General features: G+C 60.1%; 17 protein-coding genes. 6 read left to right on the top strand and 11 right to left on the bottom strand.

Annotation, left to right across the window (positions count from 1 at the left end; genetic code table 11):
- Nucleotides 1-8 precede the first annotated feature (8 nt).
- The 5 genes from IIY41_RS08565 to rsxC are packed head-to-tail and all read right to left on the bottom strand — an operon-like array spanning nt 9 to nt 4,501.
- A complete protein-coding gene (locus IIY41_RS08565) occupies nt 9-608 on the bottom strand; it encodes an electron transport complex protein RnfA (RefSeq protein WP_009321779.1) in 600 nt (199 codons plus the stop codon).
- A complete protein-coding gene (gene rsxE, locus IIY41_RS08560; RefSeq protein ID WP_256291737.1) occupies nt 608-1,297 on the bottom strand; it encodes an electron transport complex subunit RsxE in 690 nt (229 codons plus the stop codon). Before rsxE ends, IIY41_RS08565 begins: the two co-directional genes overlap by 1 nt.
- 5 nt (nt 1,298-1,302) lie before the next feature.
- Nucleotides 1,303-2,250, bottom strand: a complete 948-nt coding sequence (locus tag IIY41_RS08555; RefSeq protein ID WP_009321777.1) for an FMN-binding protein — start codon at nt 2,248-2,250, stop codon at nt 1,303-1,305.
- Nucleotides 2,247-3,179: an RnfABCDGE type electron transport complex subunit D gene (locus IIY41_RS08550; RefSeq protein ID WP_009321776.1), complete on the bottom strand. Its 933-nt coding sequence runs from the start codon at nt 3,177-3,179 to the stop codon at nt 2,247-2,249. Before IIY41_RS08550 ends, IIY41_RS08555 begins: the two co-directional genes overlap by 4 nt.
- 2 nt (nt 3,180-3,181) lie before the next feature.
- Nucleotides 3,182-4,501: an electron transport complex subunit RsxC gene (gene rsxC / locus IIY41_RS08545; RefSeq protein ID WP_009321775.1), complete on the bottom strand. Its 1,320-nt coding sequence runs from the start codon at nt 4,499-4,501 to the stop codon at nt 3,182-3,184.
- Nucleotides 4,502-4,878: 377 nt separating this feature from the next.
- Between rsxC and IIY41_RS08540 the strand changes: the two genes are divergently transcribed.
- Both IIY41_RS08540 and IIY41_RS08535 read left to right on the top strand, forming a co-directional pair.
- Nucleotides 4,879-5,448, top strand: coding sequence for a hypothetical protein (locus tag IIY41_RS08540; protein ID WP_009321774.1), 570 nt, complete (start codon nt 4,879-4,881; stop codon nt 5,446-5,448).
- A 104-nt stretch (nt 5,449-5,552) separates the two neighbouring features.
- Entirely contained in the window at nt 5,553-5,687 is a 135-nt protein-coding gene (locus IIY41_RS08535) for a hypothetical protein (protein WP_009321773.1), read from the top strand.
- A gap of 125 nt (nt 5,688-5,812) precedes the next feature.
- On the opposite strand, the gene IIY41_RS08530 is transcribed toward IIY41_RS08535, so the two are convergent.
- Both IIY41_RS08530 and IIY41_RS08525 read right to left on the bottom strand, forming a co-directional pair.
- Nucleotides 5,813-7,600 (bottom strand): Na/Pi cotransporter family protein, encoded by a 1,788-nt coding sequence (locus IIY41_RS08530; protein ID WP_009321772.1) that lies wholly within the window; start codon nt 7,598-7,600, stop codon nt 5,813-5,815.
- 175 nt (nt 7,601-7,775) lie between these two features.
- On the bottom strand, nt 7,776-8,108 hold the full coding sequence (locus IIY41_RS08525) for a NusG domain II-containing protein (RefSeq protein WP_009321771.1): 333 nt from the start codon (nt 8,106-8,108) through the stop codon (nt 7,776-7,778).
- 88 nt (nt 8,109-8,196) lie between these two features.
- Between IIY41_RS08525 and IIY41_RS08520 the strand changes: the two genes are divergently transcribed.
- Nucleotides 8,197-9,591, top strand: coding sequence for a Sapep family Mn(2+)-dependent dipeptidase (locus IIY41_RS08520; protein WP_119980011.1), 1,395 nt, complete (start codon nt 8,197-8,199; stop codon nt 9,589-9,591).
- 91 nt (nt 9,592-9,682) lie between these two features.
- Here IIY41_RS08520 and thrS read toward each other — a convergent pair whose 3' ends face one another.
- Nucleotides 9,683-11,587, bottom strand: coding sequence for a threonine--tRNA ligase (gene thrS / locus IIY41_RS08515; RefSeq protein ID WP_287400374.1), 1,905 nt, complete (start codon nt 11,585-11,587; stop codon nt 9,683-9,685).
- Between the two features lie 651 nt (nt 11,588-12,238).
- On the opposite strand from thrS, the gene rny reads away from it, so the two are divergent.
- Nucleotides 12,239-13,795 carry a ribonuclease Y gene (gene rny / locus IIY41_RS08510; RefSeq protein WP_009321765.1) on the top strand — a complete coding sequence of 519 codons (1,557 nt, stop codon included), beginning with the start codon at nt 12,239-12,241 and terminating at the stop codon, nt 13,793-13,795.
- Nucleotides 13,796-13,887: 92 nt separating this feature from the next.
- Here the strand turns inward: rny and IIY41_RS08505 are convergent, their stop codons facing one another.
- Both IIY41_RS08505 and IIY41_RS08500 read right to left on the bottom strand, forming a co-directional pair.
- Nucleotides 13,888-14,376: a GNAT family N-acetyltransferase gene (locus tag IIY41_RS08505; protein ID WP_050004654.1), complete on the bottom strand. Its 489-nt coding sequence runs from the start codon at nt 14,374-14,376 to the stop codon at nt 13,888-13,890.
- Nucleotides 14,377-14,379: 3 nt separating this feature from the next.
- Complete coding sequence (locus tag IIY41_RS08500) at nt 14,380-15,171, bottom strand: ZIP family metal transporter (RefSeq protein ID WP_287400372.1); 792 nt, start codon at nt 15,169-15,171, stop codon at nt 14,380-14,382.
- Nucleotides 15,172-15,403: 232 nt separating this feature from the next.
- Between IIY41_RS08500 and IIY41_RS08495 the strand changes: the two genes are divergently transcribed.
- A complete protein-coding gene (locus tag IIY41_RS08495; protein ID WP_050004655.1) occupies nt 15,404-16,771 on the top strand; it encodes a C39 family peptidase in 1,368 nt (455 codons plus the stop codon).
- Between the two features lie 232 nt (nt 16,772-17,003).
- Nucleotides 17,004-17,192 carry a ferredoxin gene (locus IIY41_RS08490; RefSeq protein ID WP_009321757.1) on the top strand — a complete coding sequence of 63 codons (189 nt, stop codon included), beginning with the start codon at nt 17,004-17,006 and terminating at the stop codon, nt 17,190-17,192.
- 186 nt (nt 17,193-17,378) lie between these two features.
- On the opposite strand, the gene IIY41_RS08485 is transcribed toward IIY41_RS08490, so the two are convergent.
- Nucleotides 17,379-18,335 carry an alpha/beta fold hydrolase gene (locus tag IIY41_RS08485; protein ID WP_287400370.1) on the bottom strand — a complete coding sequence of 319 codons (957 nt, stop codon included), beginning with the start codon at nt 18,333-18,335 and terminating at the stop codon, nt 17,379-17,381.
- Nucleotides 18,336-18,820 lie beyond the last annotated feature (485 nt).

Here is an 18,820-nt window from a genome sequence, read left to right as displayed (position 1 = left end):
CTCCTTCCTTAATGGCCCGCGAAGATATTTTCGATGACGCCGCCGAAGCCCATGAAGGACAGGCTGGTGACGCTTGCCGCCACAAGCGTGATGGGCAGGCCCTCAAAGCACTTGGGAGGCTGGGCATCCTCCAGCCGTTTGCGTACGCCGGAGAACAGCACCATGGCCACCATGAAGCCCACGCCCGCGCCCACAGCGCACACCAGGCTCTCGGCAAAGTTGTAGCCCTCGTCCAGCACGGAAATTGTCACGCCCAGCACCGCGCAGTTGGTGGTGATGAGCGGCAGATACACACCCAGCGCCTTGTACAGCGGGGGCATGAACTTTTTGAGGATGATCTCAACCAGCTGCACCAGCACCGCGATGATGAGGATAAACACAATGGTCTGCAGATAAGCCATGCCGTTTGGCTCCAGCAAATAGGTGTAGATGGGCCAGGTAACACTGGTGGCCAGCGCCATGACAAAGATGACGGCGGCAGACATGCCCACGGCGGAATCCAGCTTTTTGGAAACACCCAGGAACGGGCAGATGCCCAGGAACTGCACCAGCACATAGTTGTTCACGAGGATCATGCTGAAGAAGATCATTGCCAGCTTAACAGCCATTACGCCTCGCCTCCTTCCGCTTTATCCGCGCATTTGCCGCCGCATACGCCGGCCGAGGGGCAGCCCTCGCAGCCGATGCTGCGCACCTTGCGGTTGTTTGTCTTGATCTCGATCCAGATCACCAGCGCCATCAGGCAGCCGAACACGAAGAAGCCGCCGGGAGGGGTAATGAACACAGTCATGGGGTCCACTGCCGCGGGCATGACCTGTACGCCGAACAGCGTACCGGCGCCCAGCACCTCGCGGACGGAGCCCATCACCACCAGAGTTCCCGTAAAGCCCAGACCCATGCCCAGGCCGTCCAGTGCCGAAAGGCCGATGCTGTTCTTGGAAGCGAACATCTCGGCACGGCCCAGGATGATGCAGTTCACCACGATGAGCGGCAGGAAGATGCCCAGCGCCGAATCCAGCGCAGGCACAAACGCCTTCACCAGCATCTGCAGTACCGTCACAAACGTGGCGATGACCGTGATGTAGGCCGGCAGACGAACCTTATCGGGGATGATCTTGCGCAGCGCCGAAATGGCGATGTTGGAGCACACCAGCACAAACGTGGCCGCAAGGCCCATGCCCAGACCGTTGACGGCCAGCGTGGTGACGGCCAGCGTGGGGCAGGTGCCCAGCACCAGGCGCAGCGACGGGTTCTCCTTCAAAAGGCCGTTGGAGAATACCTTCAGTTTTTCCTTCATTCCGCTCACGCCCCTTTCACTGTGCTGAACGCGTCAATGGCCTTCTGCACCGCATCCATCGCCGCGTTCGAGGAGATCGTCGCGCCCGCCACGGCGTCTACGCCGTCCAGGCTCGTCTTGCCCACGAATTGTCCGGCAAACCGCGGACGGCCCACCTGTCCGCCCACATCCGCCGTTTCATTGGAGGCATCGATGTATACGCCCGTGATCACGCCGTCGTCGTCGAATCCAACCGCCGCGGTCACCGGCTTTTTGTAAAAGCCCTCCGCCTGCGCATAGATCACAACGCCGTAAGCTTCGCCTTTGTAAGCCTCCGTCACACCGTCGGCGGAGACGTCCACAGGCGTGATGGCGCCTGCGTCGGGCAGCAGCGCCGCGCGCAGCTCTTCGGGCGAAAGGGCCGAAAGGTCCTCTCCTGCCACGCCGGCTTCCTGATTATACGCCGCGATAGCCGCGTTGATGGCCGAGGCAGCCGCGCCGGAGGAAATCGTCGCGCCCGTGATGGCATCGATGTCGGAGAGGCCGAATTCTTCGGCGGGCATACCGGAAAACTGGCTCTGGAACGCTTCGCTCTTGACTTTCTGGCCAAGGCCCGGCGTTTCGTCGTTGTCCAGGAATTGAACGGCTTCGATCGTGCCTTCGGCGTTGAACGCCACCATGACGGGCACCTCGCCGCCGTAGCCCTTTGCCTGCGCGGTAATGACGTAGCCGCTGTCGTTGTCCGCCTTATAAATGGCCGTCACGCCCTCGGTAGGGGTTTCCGGCGCCACTTCCGTAAAGGTGTCTGCCGACGGCAGCAGAGCCTGCCGCGTGGCGTTTGCCGTTTTGACGGCGTTTTCCGCGATGATGGGGGCCGTCACATTGTTTGTCACAGCCAGCAGAAGGCTTGTGACCAGGCAGATGACGCCCAGCACCACGATGGGTTTTACAAAATCATTCCAGGTGTTTTTCATTTGGCTTTGGCACCTCCCAGCGGTTTCTGGCGCGTGAGGTCATTGATATAAGGCACCAGCAGGTTCATCAGCAGCAACGCAAAGCTGACACCTTCGGCCATGTTGCCGTAGAACCGGATGATGCAGGTGATGACGCCCAGGCATACGCCGTAAACGATACGGCCCGTGAAGGTGAACGGGCTGGTGACGTAATCCGTCGCCATGAAGAACGCGCCCAGCAAAAGCCCGCCGGAAAAGAGCTGCAGCACCACATCCTGCCCCAGCACCAAGCTGAGCACTGCCACGGTACCGATGTAGGACAGCGGAATGGCCGCGCTGATCGTTTTGGTGGCGATCAGGTAAATGCCGCCCAGAATAAGCGCCACGGCGCAGGTCTCGCCCAATACGCCGCCGTGGGCGCCCAGCAGCAGCTGCAACAGCATGTCCTTGCCTGCCATGCTGTTGCCCGCCACGAGAGGCGTGGCGCTGGCCAGCGCATCAATGTCCGTCTGGGGAAAGGCATAAGCCGTCATGCGGCCCGCAAAGCCGATGAACAGCACGATGCGTCCCAACAGGGCGGGATTTGCAAAATTGAAGCCCAGACCGCCGAACAGCTGCTTTGCCACCACGATGGCGACGAAAGCGCCGATGATGGCGATCCACAGCGGAATGGTCGCGGGCAGGTTGAAAGCCAGGATCATGCCTGTGACAACGGCGGAGAAGTCCCCCACCGGAACCGGCTTTTTCATCACGACGCAGTACAGCGCTTCGAAGCCCACACAGGCCGCCACAGTAACGCCCGTGACCAGCAGTGCCCGCGCGCCGAAAATAAGCGTGCTGGCCACCAGTGCGGGCAGAAGCGCGATGCACACGTTGAGCATAAGCCCCCGCGTGCTGGTATGGTTGGTGATATGGGGGGATGCGGTAACGATCAGTTTTTTGCTTTCCATCGTTATTTCTTCCCTCCGTTCTTATTTTTCTGCCACACGGCCTTGGCCAGATTCATCGTCTGGGTGACGGGCCGCTTGGCCGGGCACACATAGCTGCATGTTCCGCAACCGATGCACAGGTCCACCATCAGCTTGTCCAGCATCTCGCCGTCGTTCTTGGTGTACGCGCCCGCGATCTCCACAGGCGAAAGGCCCATGGGGCAGGCATTGATGCAGTTGCCGCAGCGGATACAAGGGCCGGGAGCGGGCAGAGCGGCCGCCGCCGGGCCGAAAGCCACCAGCGCATTGTTCTGCTTCAGCACGGGGAAAGCCGGGTCCGCTACGGCAGTCCCCATCATCGGGCCGCCCATCAGGATCTTGGAAACATCGTCCTTTACGCCGCAGAAGTCCAGCACGTCGCCGATGGGCGTGCCGATGACGACCTCTACGTTCTTCGCTTCGCCGATGGCGTCGCCGTCCACGGTCAGGCGCTTGGTCGTGAGAGGCATGCCCGTGGCCAGGTATTTGCCCAGTGTGGACACCGTGGTGACGTTCAGCACGATAACGCCTGCGTCCGCGGGCAGACCGCCCCGGGGTACTTCGCGCCCCGTGGTCTTTTCAATGAGCACCTTTTCCGCCCCTTGGGGATAACGGCTCTGCAGGGGCATAACGGAATAATCCGGGTCGTTCTTCACAAGGCTGAACATAAGGTCGATGGCCTCAGGCTTGTTGCGCTCAATGCCGATGACAACCTTTTTGATGCCCAGATGCTGCTTGACGGCCGCAATACCGCGCATCACGCTCTCGGAGCATTCCAGAAATTCCCGGTTGTCCGAGGTAATGTACGGCTCGCATTCCGCGCCGTTGATGACGAGGGTGTCGATGGCCGAAAGATCCTTGGGCGAGAGCTTGACCGCCGTGGGGAAACCCGCGCCGCCCAGGCCCACCAGGCCGCACGCCTGCACCGCCGCAATGAGCGAAGCGTGGTCCGTCACCTCGGGCGGAACACAGGCCGGGTCCGGCGTCTGCTCGCCGTCGGCCCTGATGACGACAGCCGGTACCGAACGGCCGTTGGGCATATGCACGGTCTCCACGGCCTCCACGGTGCCGGACACGCCGCTGTGGATGGCTGCGCCGACGAAACCGCCCGCCGCGCCCACAACGGTACCCACCAGCACCGCATCGCCCTTTTTCACCGTGGGGGTGCACGGCGCGCCGATATGCTGCTGCATGGGCAGCACGATCTTTTCGGGCAGGGGCATGGCGACAGTGGCCATACCGGATGTTTTCTTTTCATGCGGCACGCGCGCGCCGAGGGCGCTGCGTTTGAATTTGGATGACATGAAAATATGATCCCTCGTTTCTCCTTTTGTATTTTTTACGGTTGCCGCCGTATCCACCCGGGGCGCAGATACAACGCCAGTACGCAAAATAATCCATCTTCTATTGTAAACACTGGGCCGGGCGTAGTCAACAACGGATAATTTTTTCACAATATCCGGCGCGGCCTGCGCGGCGGCAGCTTTTTCCCTGTGCCGCCGCGCGCCCCGGCGCGGAACGGTTGCGTTTTTATGCACGATTGTGCTATACTAACAGCGGTATACTGTAATAACAAAACAGCCGCGTCTTATGCGGTTTGCCGCGTACGGCCGCATGGCGGTATATCGTTCAAAACATACATTCAGCAACGCGGGCCTGCCGCCCGCGGGGAGGAAACACGTTGTCCTTTCTTATCACAAACAGCCGGGACGCGCTGCCCATGGAAACGCTGCCCGCATTGAAAATCACACATTTCAACGGCGAGCCTGCCCGCGGGCAGGTATATGCGTATCTGCGCTGCTATGTGCGGGATGGCGAAATCCCTTTCAGCGTCACGGTATTTGATGAAACGCCGCCCGACACAGCCCGCTTCGGCTTTGCCGTCACGCTGGACGACGCTGCCGGCACTTATCTGTTCGCGTCCTGTACAAAGCAGCAGGGCGATGCGCTGTGGCTGTACCGTACCGGGGAACCGGCGGACGTGCCGCTGCGCCGGCTGGAAATGCCGCCCATGCGGCATCTGGCCGGCAGTGACGAGCAGGGCTTTTACTGGAGCGCCGAAGGTGTGCTCCCCGCTCAGGCGTTCCGCACGGCGTTCGGCCGTGTGCCCAGGGTGGGCGGCATCCTGCCCGGGAACGCCTTTTTGTATGACGTTTCCGAACCGGCGTTCGGCGCGGCGTTTCCTGTGCCCGCAGGTGCGGGCGTTCCCACCGCAGCCGGGTTCGGCACCTTCGTCGTGGTGCCTTATTGACCGGCGCGTGTCCTTTCGCAGTGTTCCCTTTTTTCACCGCCGCATCCCCTTATTCCGCATCTGCCGGCAAATGCCGGCATACTAATTGCAGGAGGCGTATTGCTATGTTCAAATTTATCCTGAAGGTATTCGCCGTGGCCGCCGCCGTCGCAGCGGCGCTGGCGGCGCTGTCTTGGTTCGACAAAGCCGGCACCCCCGAGTATATCGAAATCTATTCCGACGATGAGGACGCGTTTTAGGAAACGTCTCGCAGCGTACAGCGCCGTGTTCGCGGTGCGCCGTCTCTTTTCCGCAGAAAACCGCCCCGCACGGATGCATTCCAGCGTCCGGCGCGGGGCGGTCTTTTTGTTTTCATATGAGCGGCTCAGGCCGTCTCCTGGCTTTCCAGCAGCGGTGTATAATACTTCAGCTTATACTGCGCCAGCATCTCGTTGAAATTTGGCACATACCCGTCGTGCATGTTGCGGCGGAACTCGTGGGCGTCGAAGTGGTCGTCCTCGGATTCCTTGCCCACGATGCGCGCGGCAATGTTGGAGCAATGGTCGGAGATGCGCTCCAGGTTCGTCAGGATCTCCAGGAAAATGATGCCGCTCTCGATGGCGCACACACCGTTTTTCAGGCGCAGGATATGCCGTTCCCGAAGCGTGTCGATCATCAAGTCGATGGTCTCCTCCAGCGGCTCCACCTGCTCGGCCAGCACCGTATCGTCCGCCTGGAAGGCCGCCAGCGTGATATCCATGATCTCTTTGATGGCGTTGTCCACCAGCGAAAGTTCCCGCCGGGCGCTTTCGGAGAAGGTGATCTCCTTGTCGAACATCTCGCCGCTGCGCTCCACCACATTGATGGCGTAGTCGCCGATGCGTTCGTATTCCACAATGAAATTGATCAGCTCGTTTACCGCATGGCTTTCGCTCTCGTTCAGTTCACGATCAGTCACCTTTACCAGATAGTTGCTGATATTGACCTCCAGCTTATCGATGACGCTTTCGCGCTGCTGAATGAGATTGAGCACCTCGGTGTTATGGCTGTACAGCACGGGCACGGCCTCGCCGTAATTGGCGCGGGCGTTGCGGGCCATGGTCTCCACGGCGCTTTTGGCCTGCTGGATGGCAACCGCGGGAGAATTGAACAGACGCTCGTCCAGCACGGGGATCTCGATGTCCTGCTTTTCTCCGGGCTTGTCCGGGATGGTCATTTCCGCCAGTTTGGCCAGCAGCTTCGTGAACGGCAGGAACAGCAGCGTTACCACCACGTTGAACAATGTGTGGAAGTTTGCAATATCGCCCATATTCATCGTGTCGTTCCACCACGAGAACCCAACCGCGGCTTTCACGCCGTAGATGGCCGCCATAAATATGACCGTACCGATAATGTTGAAATAAACGTGTACCATCGCGCTGCGCTTGGCCGCCTTGGATGTGCCGATGGACGCGATGAGAGATGTGGACGTGGTGCCGATGTTCTGCCCCAAAATAATGGGGATGGCGCTGCCCCAGGTGACCAGGCCGGTGCTGGAAAGCGCCTGCAAAATGCCCACGGACGCCGAGGAGCTCTGCACCGCCACCGTGACGAGCGTACCCGCCAGAACGCCCAGAATGGGATTCTGCAGCGTGGTGAACAGGCGGACGAACAGTTCGGATTCCCGCAGTGTGCTCACAGAATCCGTCATCATGCCCATGCCGATGAACAGCAAGCCGAAGCCCATGAAAATCTGGCCGATGTCGCGCTTGCGCGGCGACTTGATGAACACGAACAGCACCGCGCCCACAAACGCCAGAATGGGCGCGAACGTGGCGGGCTTAAGGAATTCCATCAGCATGCCGCCGCCCGAAATATCGGAAAGCCGGATGATCTGGCCCGTCACCGTGGTGCCGATGTTGGCGCCCATGATGATGCCGATGGCCTGGGAAAGCTGCATGATGCCCGAGTTGACAAGGCCCACCACAATGACCGTGGTACCCGAGCTGGACTGGATGAGCGCGGTGATGACGGCCCCGAGAGCCACGGCGCGCCAGGTGGACGAAGTGAGCTTCTGCAGGATGCTCTCCATCCTGCCTCCGGCGTATTTCTCCAGCCCCGTGCCCATGATGGACATTCCGTACAAAAACAGCGCCAGGCCGCCCGCCAGGCTGATAACGTTGAAAATGGTCATACATGGCCTCCGGTCTCTCCCAACGGGCCTTCCATACACGCCCGTGGTCTTCACGAAATTTTGACAGTTTTTTTACAGTAACAATACAATTATACTGTGTAGCCGGCCCGTGCGCAATGCGTTTTTCCCACTTTACAAAAACTGTACATTTCCCCTGCGGCGCGCAGGATGGCCGTCAGGCGCCTTTTTCCACCGATACCACAACGCCCGCGGGCATACAGACGGCCTGGTCGTGCTCTTTTGAAAGCCAGCCGTAGCCCTCGCAGATATGGTCCGGGCACCGGCTGTTGATAAAGCGGATGCGGCCCTCAGACACCTCCAGCGTCACGGGGAGCTTGCCTTCGCTGATTTCATAGGTGCCGTCCTTGTCCAGCGGCAGGGTGATCGTCTCCGCGTCCGTGATCTCCACGCGAGCCGTCGCCCCCTCTGTACGCGTCATAACTCTTGTCACGGCAATCACGCCCGCCAGCAAAATGACCGCAAGTGCGAACAATATGTTTTTTTTCATGGTTTCTCCTTTTTACGCCTTTTTATGTCTTGTGTTGTCCTTTTAATATACTATAATAAAAGGTATCAACTATGCAAGGAGATTGTTTATGGACGAAAAACTTCTTCTGGAACAGATCGATGCTTTTGTGGCGGAAAACAGGGAAAATGTCCTGCGGGACCTGAAGACGCTGGTGGACATCAACAGCGTGGAAGGCCAACCCCAGCCGGGCGCACCTTTCGGCCCCGGCCCCAAGAAAGCCCTGGAGGCTGCGCTGGACATCGCCGCCGGCATGGGTCTGGACGCACACAACTGCGAAGGGTACATCGGCTACGCCGACCTGCCCGGCGCAAGCCCCACGCAGATCGCCACCATTACGCATCTGGACGTGGTGCCCGAGGGCAACGGCTGGACAGGCTCCCCGTTTGATATGGTGCGCCGCGACGGCTATGTCGTGGGACGCGGCGTGGCCGACGACAAAGGCCCCGCTGTACTGACGCTGTATGCTGCCAAATTCTTCAAGCAGCAGGGCGCCACGCTGCCCTATACGCTGCGCATCCTGCTGGGCGCCAACGAGGAGACCGGCATGAAAGACGTGGATTACTACCTGGAACACTATCCCCAGCCCGCATTCTGCTTCACGCCGGACGCCGAGTTCCCGGTGTGCTACGGAGAAAAGGGCGGCTACGGCGGCTGGCTGGTGAGCGCACCGCTGCACGGCAGCCTCATCGACTTTCAGGGCGGCGTGGCCCACAATGTGGTGCCGGACCGTGCTTATGCGCTGGTACGCGCGGACGCCTCCGCGCTGAAGGACACCGAAAATGTGAAAGTTACAGCCGAGGCGGACGGCGTAGCTCGTATTTCCGCTTTCGGCAAGGGCGGCCATGCGGCCATGCCCGCCGGTACGGTGAACGCCATTGCTCTTGTGGTGGACTACCTGCTGGACAACCGCCTGTGCAGCGAGGAGGAAGCCCGCGCGCTGGAAATGCTGCGCCGGCTGCACGCCTCCACAGACGGCAGCAGCGTGGGCATCGCCGCGCAGGACGACGTGTTCGACCCGCTCACCTGTGTGGGCGGCGTCATCAAGCTGGAAAACGGCGCGCTGCGCCAAAGCATCGACATCCGTTTCCCCACCAGCACCAATGCCGAGACGCTGTGCGCCGCGCTGTCGAAGCTGGCGCAGGACGCGGGCGGCAGCTTCCTGCCGGACAGCGCCCGTGTTCCGTTCTATATCGACCCCAATACCCCGGTCATCCAGACGCTCATCCGGACGTACAACGATGTAACGGGCAAAAACGCCCAGCCTTTCACTATGGGCGGCGGCACCTATGCGCGCCACTTCAAATGCGCCGTCAGCTTCGGTATGGAAGAGACCGGCGAACCCGCGCCCGAATGGGTCGGGCCCATGCACGGCCCGGACGAGGGCGTGAGCGAGGCGCTGCTGTTCAAGGCACTGAAGATCTATATCCTGGCCATCGCCCGCCTTATGCAGCTGGAATTTTGACCGTTCTGCGGCGGGCCGCCGCAAAAACACGACAGAAAAGGCCGCGCGTCCCCAATGGGGACGCGCGGCCTTTGCCGTCTGCCTTTTGCGTTCAGCGCTCCCGGCTGGCAACCTCTGCCAACACCTGCGCCTTGAATTCCTCCACGGTTTTTGTGCCGCCCTTTTCCTCCTTGCGCGCACGCACGCTCACCGTACCGTTTTCCATCTCCTGCGCGCCCACAACGAGCATGTAGGGGATCTTCTCCAACTGGGCTTCGCGGATCTTGTATCCCATCTTCTCGGCGCGGTAGTCGCCCTCCACACGCAGCCCTGCGTCCCGCAGCTCCTGCTCCACCTGTTTGGCATAGGCATGGTGCGCCTCGCTGATGGGGATGACCTTCGCCTGCACAGGCGCCAGCCACACGGGGAATGCGCCTGCAAAGTGCTCGATGAGAATGCCGATGAAGCGCTCGATGCTGCCGAACACCACGCGGTGGATCATCACCGGGCGGTGCTTCTGTCCGTCTGCGCCGGTATATTCCAGCTCAAACCGCTCGGGCATCTGCATATCCAGCTGGATGGTGCCGCACTGCCAGGTGCGGCCGATGGCGTCCACCAGGTGGAAATCCAGCTTCGGGCCGTAGAACGCGCCGTCACCCTCGTTGATCTCGTAAGTGCGGCCCAGCTCCTCGATGGCCTCGCGCAGGGCATCCGTGGCCGTCTCCCAGTCCTCCAGCTCACCGATGTGATCCTCAGGCATGGTAGAAAGCTCGATGTGGTACTCAAAGCCGAACAGGGAATACACCTCGTCGATGAGCTTTACCACACCCTTTATCTCGTCCTTCACCTGCTCCGGCGTCATGAAGATATGCGCGTCGTCCTGTGTAAAGCAGCGCACACGCATCAGGCCATGCAGCGCACCGGACAGCTCGTGCCGGTGCACAAGGCCCAGCTCACCCATACGCAGGGGCAGGTCCCGGTAGCTGTGGGGCTGCGTTTTGTATACCAGCATGCCGCCCGGGCAGTTCATGGGCTTAATGGAAAAGTCCTCGCCGTCGATAAGCGTGGTGTACATATTATCCTTGTAATGGTCCCAGTGGCCGCTGCGCTCCCACAGCGCCCTGCTGAGGATGATGGGCGTGCTGATCTCCTGATAGCCCGCGCGCTTATGGATTTCGCGCCAGTAGTCGATGAGGGTGTTTTTCAGCAGCATGCCCTTGGGCAGGAAGAACGGGAAGCCCGGGCCTTCCTCCAGCAGTGCAAACAGCCCCAGCTCCTTGCCCAGCTTGCGGTGGTCGCGCTTTTTGGCCTCTTCCAGCATGTTCAGATAGGCCTCCAGTTCGGCGGCCTTGGGGTATGCCGTACCGTACACACGGCACAGGCTGTCCCGCGCAGCGTCGCCGCGCCAGTAGGCGCTGGCCGTGCTCAACAGCTTTACAGCCTTCACCGCGCCCGTGCTCATCAGGTGCGGGCCGGCGCACAGATCCGTAAAATCCCCCTGCCGGTAAACCGAAAGCTGCCAGCCCTTTTCGGCGTATTCCTCCAGCAGCTCCAGCTTGTAGGTCTGCCCCTTGAAGATCTCGCGGCCCTCCTCCACGGTGATGAACCGTTTTTCCACAGGAAGGTCCGCCTTGACGATCTTCTTCATCTCAGCCTCGATGGCCTCGAACTGGTCCGGCGTAAAGGGCTCCGTGCCGCCGATGTCGTAATACCAGCCGTCGTCCAGCGCCGGGCCGATGCCGAACTGGGCATCCGGGAACAGGTGCTGGATGGCCTGCGCCATAATGTGCGCGCCCGTGTGCCAGAAGGCGTGCTTGCCTTCCGGGGAATCGAACGTCAGGATCTCCAGCTCGCAGTCCTTTTTCAAAGGAGTGCGCAGGTCCACGGCCTCGCCGTCCACCCTGGCGGCGCAGGCGCTTTTGTACAGGCCCATGCCGATGCTCTTTGCAACGTCCGCTGGCGAAACGCCCGGCTCAAATTCCTTCACGGCGCCGCCCTTCAATGTCACGTTGATCATTTCAAAATCCTCCTTCTTCCGGCATATACCGGAAAACAAAAAAGCCCATCCCGTAAAACTGATACGGGATGAGCGCAGAATGCCCATGGTTCCACCCGAATTACACACGGCGGGCGCGCCCGGCGCGTGTCACTCTTTGCCGGCTGTAACGGGCCGTGCCCGGCGGGAGTTGCAGGGCAATGCGCCCGTTCTCCCCCGCGCTCCGCGGTGGTAACATACGGCGGCGGTGCAAAGCCGCTTGCAGCGCGCGGCATGCCGTTTGGGGAACGGCGGGCCGCGGCGGCCCTCTCTTTTGCGCGCCGGCGCATGCATTATCCGCTTCATCGCTTTGGCGGGATGGTGTACACCGTTATCTTACAACGCGCGCGTCCAAAAGTCAAGCACAAAGCGCATTCCGCCGCTTTCACACGGGCGAAAAACTTGCACAACCTTTCGTATAAGCGTAAGGATTTATTCATGGAAATGTAACAATTTCTTGACAAGTGTGAAACCGCGCTTTACAATATGAATGATGATTTAATGTAATTTTTAGGGGCGGACGGACCTGCCGTTTGCCTTTTTAACCTTTTTTGAAATCAAAATGTGACGCGGCAGCCGCCCCGGAGATTACTTTCATTCATAATAAAAGCGAATAGGAGTTGAACCCTGAAAATGGTATCACCGGTCATCGCCGCTGTGATCGCCGTTGTCGCAGGCGTAGTGGCTGCCGCCATTGCATTTTTCGCCGGGGTTTCTTACCGCCGCAAAACTGCCGAGGCAAAGATCGGCAGCGCGGAGGAAGAGGCCAAGCGCCTGATCAACGACGCTATGAAAGCCGCACAGCAAAAGCGCAAGGAAGCGCTGATCGAAGCAAAGGACGAAGCTTTTCAATTGAAGGCTGAGGCCGACAAAGAAATCAAGGAACGCCGTTCGGAGCTGAGCCGCCAGGAGCGCCGCCTCGACCAAAAGGAAGAGGCCATGGACCGCAAAACGGCCGTTCTGGAGCAGAAAGAAACTGACCTTGCCAAGCGCTCCGAGCTTGTGGAGGCCCGCTTGGACGAAATCGAACAGATCAAGGCCCGCGAACTGGACAAGATGGAAACCATCGCCGGCCTGACGGCGGAGGACGCAAAGCAGCTGCTGCTCAACCGTCTGGACGAGCAGCTCACCCACGAAAAGGCAATGCACATCGCCGCGTTCGAGACGCAGACCAAGGACGAGTGCGACACAATGGCCCGCGAGCTCATCAGCCAGGCCGTGGCGCGCTGTGCCGCCGACCATTCCAGCGAAGCCACGGTATCCGTGGTGCCGCTGCCCAGTGACGAAATGAAAGGCCGCATCATCGGCCGGGAGGGCCGCAACATCCGCGCGCTGGAGACAGCCACGGGGGTTGACCTTATCATTGACGATACGCCCGAGGCCATCACGCTTTCCAGCTTTGACCCGGTGCGCCGCGAGGTTGCCCGCATGACGCTGGAAAAACTCATCAGCGACGGCCGTATCCACCCGGCCCGCATTGAGGAGACCGTTGAAAAATGCCGCCGCGAGCTGGAGCTCGCCATGAAGCGCGAGGGCGAAAAGGCTGTTATGGACGTAGGCGTCCACGGCATCCACCCGGATATGGTAAAGCTGCTGGGCCGCCTGCGCTACCGCACCAGCTACGGCCAGAACGTGCTGAACCACTCGCTGGAGGTGGCCTATCTCTCCGGTATCCTGGCCGCAGAGCTCGGCGTGAACGTCACGCAGGCCCGCCGTGCCGGCCTGCTGCATGACATCGGCAAGGCGCTGGACCACGAGATCGAGGGCAGCCATATCAGCATCGGCGTAGACATCGCCAAAAAGTATAAGGAAAACCCGGCCATCATCCATGCCATAGAGGCCCACCACGGCGACGTGGAGGCCAAAACGCCGCTGGCGTTCATCGTCATGGCGGCCGACGCCATCTCTGCCGCACGGCCCGGTGCGCGCCGTGAGAATCTGGAAAGCTATATCAAGCGCCTGGAAAGCCTGGAGGAGATCGCCAGCGGGTTCGAGGGCGTAGAGCGCAGCTTCGCTATTCAGGCGGGCCGCGAGGTACGCATCATGGTAAAGCCGGACGCCATCAACGACGACGCTCTGATCCTTCTGGCTCACAGCATTTCCCAGAAAATCGAGGAAACGCTGGACTACCCCGGCCAAATCAAGGTAAACGTCATCCGTGAATCCCGGGCAGTAGATTACGCAAAATAAGTGTCTCAGAAATAAAACAAACGCCCCGCCGAAGACTTTCGGGCGGGGCGTTCGTTTTGCCGGAAGATCGCGCGGTGCTCTGCGCGGTCCACTCATATCAAATCACGGTACATCACACGGGCACGGGAAGCCTTGCCGCCCCATTCCAGCGTGATTTCTTCTCCTTCTTCAAAGCCCCGCCGTTTCCAAAACGGAACAAGGTTCCCTTCATAATCGTCCACCACGTCGATTCGGATGCCTTTGCGCCCCCTGCGGCGCTGCATTTCCTCAAACTCCCGGTACAGTTCCGTTCCCAAGCCTTTCCCCTGAAGCGCCGCATCCAACAGGAACAGCGAAAGATAAACAGGCTCCGAATCCCGGCAATCTATGAATCCAACGGCCGCTCCGGTCTGCGCATCCGCGATGACCGTAGTGGAAAACCCTTCCTTTTTCATCTGCCGCCATTCTTGGAGAACGAACGTGCCGTCCACTGCCCGGCATCCCAAATGACGCTCCAAAAAACAGGGATTGGAATTGTAAAGCCGGACAATGTCCCCCGCGTCCTCGGGCCGTGCCCGGCGGAATATATACCTCCGTTCCATCGGTCACCCCAGTGCCACATCCAGCACCATCATCACCAGAAAGCCCGCCAGCACACCCAGTGTACCCGGGTGGGAATGCTCGCCCAAATGCGCCTCGGGAATCAGCTCCTCTACCACCACATAGATCATCGCGCCCGCAGCAAAGCTGAGAAACCAGGGCATCAGCGGCGTAACGCTGCCCGCGATAAGCACGGCCAGGATGCCGCCGATGGGCTCCACGATACCCGAGAGCGCACCATAGACAAAGCTCTTTGGACGGGAAAGCCCCTCGCGCCGCAGCGGCAGCGAAATGGCCGCACCCTCAGGGAAATTTTGCAGCCCCATGCCCAAACACAGCGCCATCGCGCCCGCCAGCGTCACACTGGATGAGCCGCCGCCTGCCGCCAGCGCACAGGCCAGGCCCACGGCCATGCCCTCGGGAATGTTGTGCAGTGTTACAGCCAGCACCAGCAGCGTGGTGCGTTTGAAGCTGGTATGTACGCCCTCCGCCTCGCTGGAGCCGGGGTGCAGATGGGGCATTAAGGCATCCAGCACCATCAGGAACAATGCGCCCAGTGCGAAGCCTCCGGCCGCAGGCAGCCATCCCGGTACGCCCTGTTCCCCGGCCATCTCAATGGAGGGGATCAGCAGGCTCCACACACTGGCCGCGATCATCACGCCGGCGGCAAACCCCAGAAGCACACGCTGGAACGAGGGCTTGATCTCATTCTTGAACAGAAACACGACCGCCGCCCCGGCAGCCGTCATCAAAAAGGTAAAGCCCGTACCCAGCGCGGCAAGCGTCAGTGCATTCATTTTTGTCACTCCTTCAACCGGGTGCCGCATGTTGCGGTATCCGGTTCTTATTGATATTTTATATCATTATACACGAAACACGGCGAAAAGGAAAGCGTTTTGTAACTTGACTTTTGACCGCTTGTGCGATAATATTTGGTATTATAGATACTTTGTGATAAAATTGTGAAAACGCCGCCGGAACCGCTTCATATAACGTGTCCCCGGCGGTTTTGTGTGAGGGAGCTTGTATATGACGAACCATACGTTCGTTTTGAAAGACGAAAAAGCCTTTGCGTCCGGCGCGTTTGAAAATACCGCCTACGCAGACGGAGCGCTGCGCCTGGAGCAGTATGCCGGGCGTTACGTACAGGCTGGCTGCTACACCACACCGGAAATTTCGGCCCCCGCGTTCAATGCGCTGGTCGCTTCGTGGAATGCGGCCACGCCCGCCGGCACCGCGGTGGAGCTCGCCGTGCGCGTATTTGCGGCCGGGGCGTGGACGCCCTGGATGCCCTACGGCAAATGGAGTCCGTTCCTGCGCCGCGCCAGCCTGCCTGTGCAGCACCCGGAAGACGCCGCAGCTTATCTGGATACCGACATGGTCAATGTACGTGCGCCCGGCGGTGCTTCTCTGTTCCAGCTCCGGGCCAGCCTTTATACAGACGACGTGCGCCGTTCCCCCTCCGTATATCTGCTTGCCGCCTCCGTACGTCCCACGGGCTGGCAGCGGGAAACGGGCGAAGCGCTTCAGCACCGGTGCGTCCCTGTTCCCGCTTATTCTCAGCTCATCCGGGACCCGCGCATCGGCTCTGTCATCTGCAGCCCCACCACGGTCACCATGCTGATGAACCGTTGGGGCGAGGACCTGCTGCCCGAAGAGGTGGCCCACGCCAACTACGATTATACATACGCGGGCAACGGCAACTGGAGTTTTACCACCGCCATTGCGGGCTGCTACGGATATGAGTGCTATGTCGCCTTTGCGGATATCGCCGGACTGAAGAAAGAGATAAAAAACGGGTTTGCGTGTGGGGTGAGCGTGCATTACGCGGATACGCCGGAGCATGCTGAAGAACGCGGCCTGCCTCTGCTGGAGGGCACGACGGGCTGTACCGACGGCCATCTGATGGTGGTGCGCGGCTTTGAAACCGGCGAGGACGGCACAGAGTACGTGCTTGTCAATGACCCTTACGCGCCGGGCGACGCCGCAGCCCAGCGGCGCTACCGGCTGGACCAGTTCGCCCACGCCTGGGGCGGCGTGGCGTATTTCATTCACGGCAAGGACGGCGCGCGCGCCGTCGCCCCGCCCGAGCGTGTGACCGGCGAACTGCGCCGCACAGAGATCGCCGGGGAATACGCGCTGTTCCTCCGCGGCGAACGCAAAAGCCTTGCCACGGATTTCTGCGAAAAGGACGGCCTGTGCACGGGCACGGTATGTTACACCGTACAGGACGGCCATGCCTATGCCACCACGGCGCACAAACGCTTCTATTACACCAACGTGTCCCAGGCCGGCAACGTCCTGCTGGACACCGCCGCTATGCCCGCCGGCACGCGCATTACAGCGTATATCATCGGCGAGCTGGGCTGTATGACCGTGGCCGGGTTGACACTGTAAGGCCATCTTTTTCCTGCACGTTGCGCGCTCGGCTTTTCTGCCGCGCGCGTTTTGTTTTCCGCTTTCCTTCCACCGTGCGGCAGGAAAACAGTGCTTCCACGCATAAAACGGCACGAAAGCGCCTATCCTTTCCACATGCGGCTCTGCAGGGCGGCGGTCCGCCGCGAAAGCGGTCTCCGGCCTCTGTGCCGTGCAGGGCACCGTTTATGAACTACCAGAAGGAGGAAGCATTATGAAAGCCATTGTCAACGAAGGGTGCATCGGCTGCGGCCTGTGTGCCTCCACCTGCCCCGCTGTATTCACGCTGGAGGACGGTGTCGCCGTCGCCATGGCCGGGGACATTCCCGAGGAAGAGCTGCCTGCGGCCGCCGAGGCCCGTGACGGCTGCCCGGTAAGCGTCATCGACATCCAGGCAGACTGACGTCCCGCCCCAAGCCGCAGCAGCGGCCCCAAAAACCGCATTGCGCCGCTTCGACGGCCTGCAATGCGGTTTTTGCCTGTCTGCGGCAGGGCGTTCCTGCCCATTCGGGGCAAAATGCGCGGAAACAGCCGCCGTGGCCGCATCACCGCCTGTTTCGGCCCCGCCTGTCCGCGTGCACACTGCAGCTCATATCCATTGCAGCAGCTTTTCTTGCAGCAATCTTTTGTACGTTTCCGGCTCCTCCCGCAGAGGGCCGTGAGCCGAGTGCTCGAACCAGATCAGATCCTTATCCGGCGCTTCAATTGCGTCATAATAGGCCTGCACCAACGCGCTGGGCGTGTTGTTGTCATGAGCTCCCTGAAAGATATAATAGGGCATGGCAAAGCGCGTGCACTCCCGCGGGAAGTCACATTTGGACGTCGTGGGCCACATATATGTCAGGCACCTTTTATACCCCAATGCAAGGCCGAGCTTGTCTGTGAACGAAAACTCACGGCTCCTCAGCAGCGGCAGGGCGGTATCCGTCCAGTAGGTCCCCTTGTTCATGGAGTGTCCGCCGTATTTTTTCATGATGCGCCGCTGGGCCATCATGCCTTTAAACACCTCGCGGTAGCATCCATCCACCGGGCGTCCGATACGCTCCAGCGTGGAGACGGCCTTTGTGTCCCCGGCTTTTTTGGCTTCATCCATGGCGAAATCATAGCTCAGCTCTTCATTCAGTACGCCGTTTACCAGCTGGCCGCTGCCTACATAGCCCGCGATGTGTTCAGGATACCGGAAGCAGAGATACGTTCCCAGTTCCGTGCCCCAGCTTCCGCCCCAGACGAACAGCTTTTCTTTTTCCAGAGCGGCGCACAGATACTCCACCAGCTCCGCAGCGTCGGAGATGAGCTGCTCCAGATTCAGCGTTTCCTTTTTTACACCCCAGTAAGATCCGCCCGTGCCCCGCTGATCCCACGCAACAATGGTAAACACGTCGCACAGGTCTTTTTCCCGGTTGACGACACTGTCCCGGTTGCTGATGCCGGGGCCCCCGTGTAAAAACAGCAGCACCGGATTCGTTCTTTTCTCGCCCCGGATATGAATTTTCTGTCCCACTCCGCCGATGGATATTTTCCGGACCTCGTCGATCTCATATTCCATTCCCGTGTCCTCCCTGTATTGGCGCGGCGCGAACCGCTCTTTTTCTCCAGTATAGCACAAACTTCTCTCGGTGGGATATTTTATGGTATAATAACCCCCAAAGCTGCCGTTTACACGGCTGCGCGTGTGCGCTGCACACGCTCCTGTGCTGACGCACAGAGCTTTGGGGGCATTGAACCATGCAAAACCGCAGCAGGTGCGGTTTTGTTGTAGCCGTTTCACGGCGTCATGGTATAATATGTCCGGTTGGTGAATGCGAGCCGCAGGCGAAACATGAGCCTGGCGGCATAGATACCATGTTTCTTAGTGAACGCGAGCAGTGCGCGAAGTGTGAGCTTAAAAATATGGTATAATAACCTCAAACCCGCCGCTTGCGCGGCCGCGCGTGTGCATGGCACACGCCCCTGTGCTGACGCACAGGGCTTTGAGAACATTGAACCATGCAAAACCGCAGCAGGTGCGGTTTTGTTGGGGCCGCTTCGCGG

This window comes from Ruthenibacterium sp. (genome assembly GCF_017421385.1).
GTDB classification, from domain to species: Bacteria; Bacillota; Clostridia; order Oscillospirales; family Ruminococcaceae; genus Ruthenibacterium; species Ruthenibacterium lactatiformans.
This window is presented reverse-complemented; position numbering and strand designations above follow the sequence as displayed.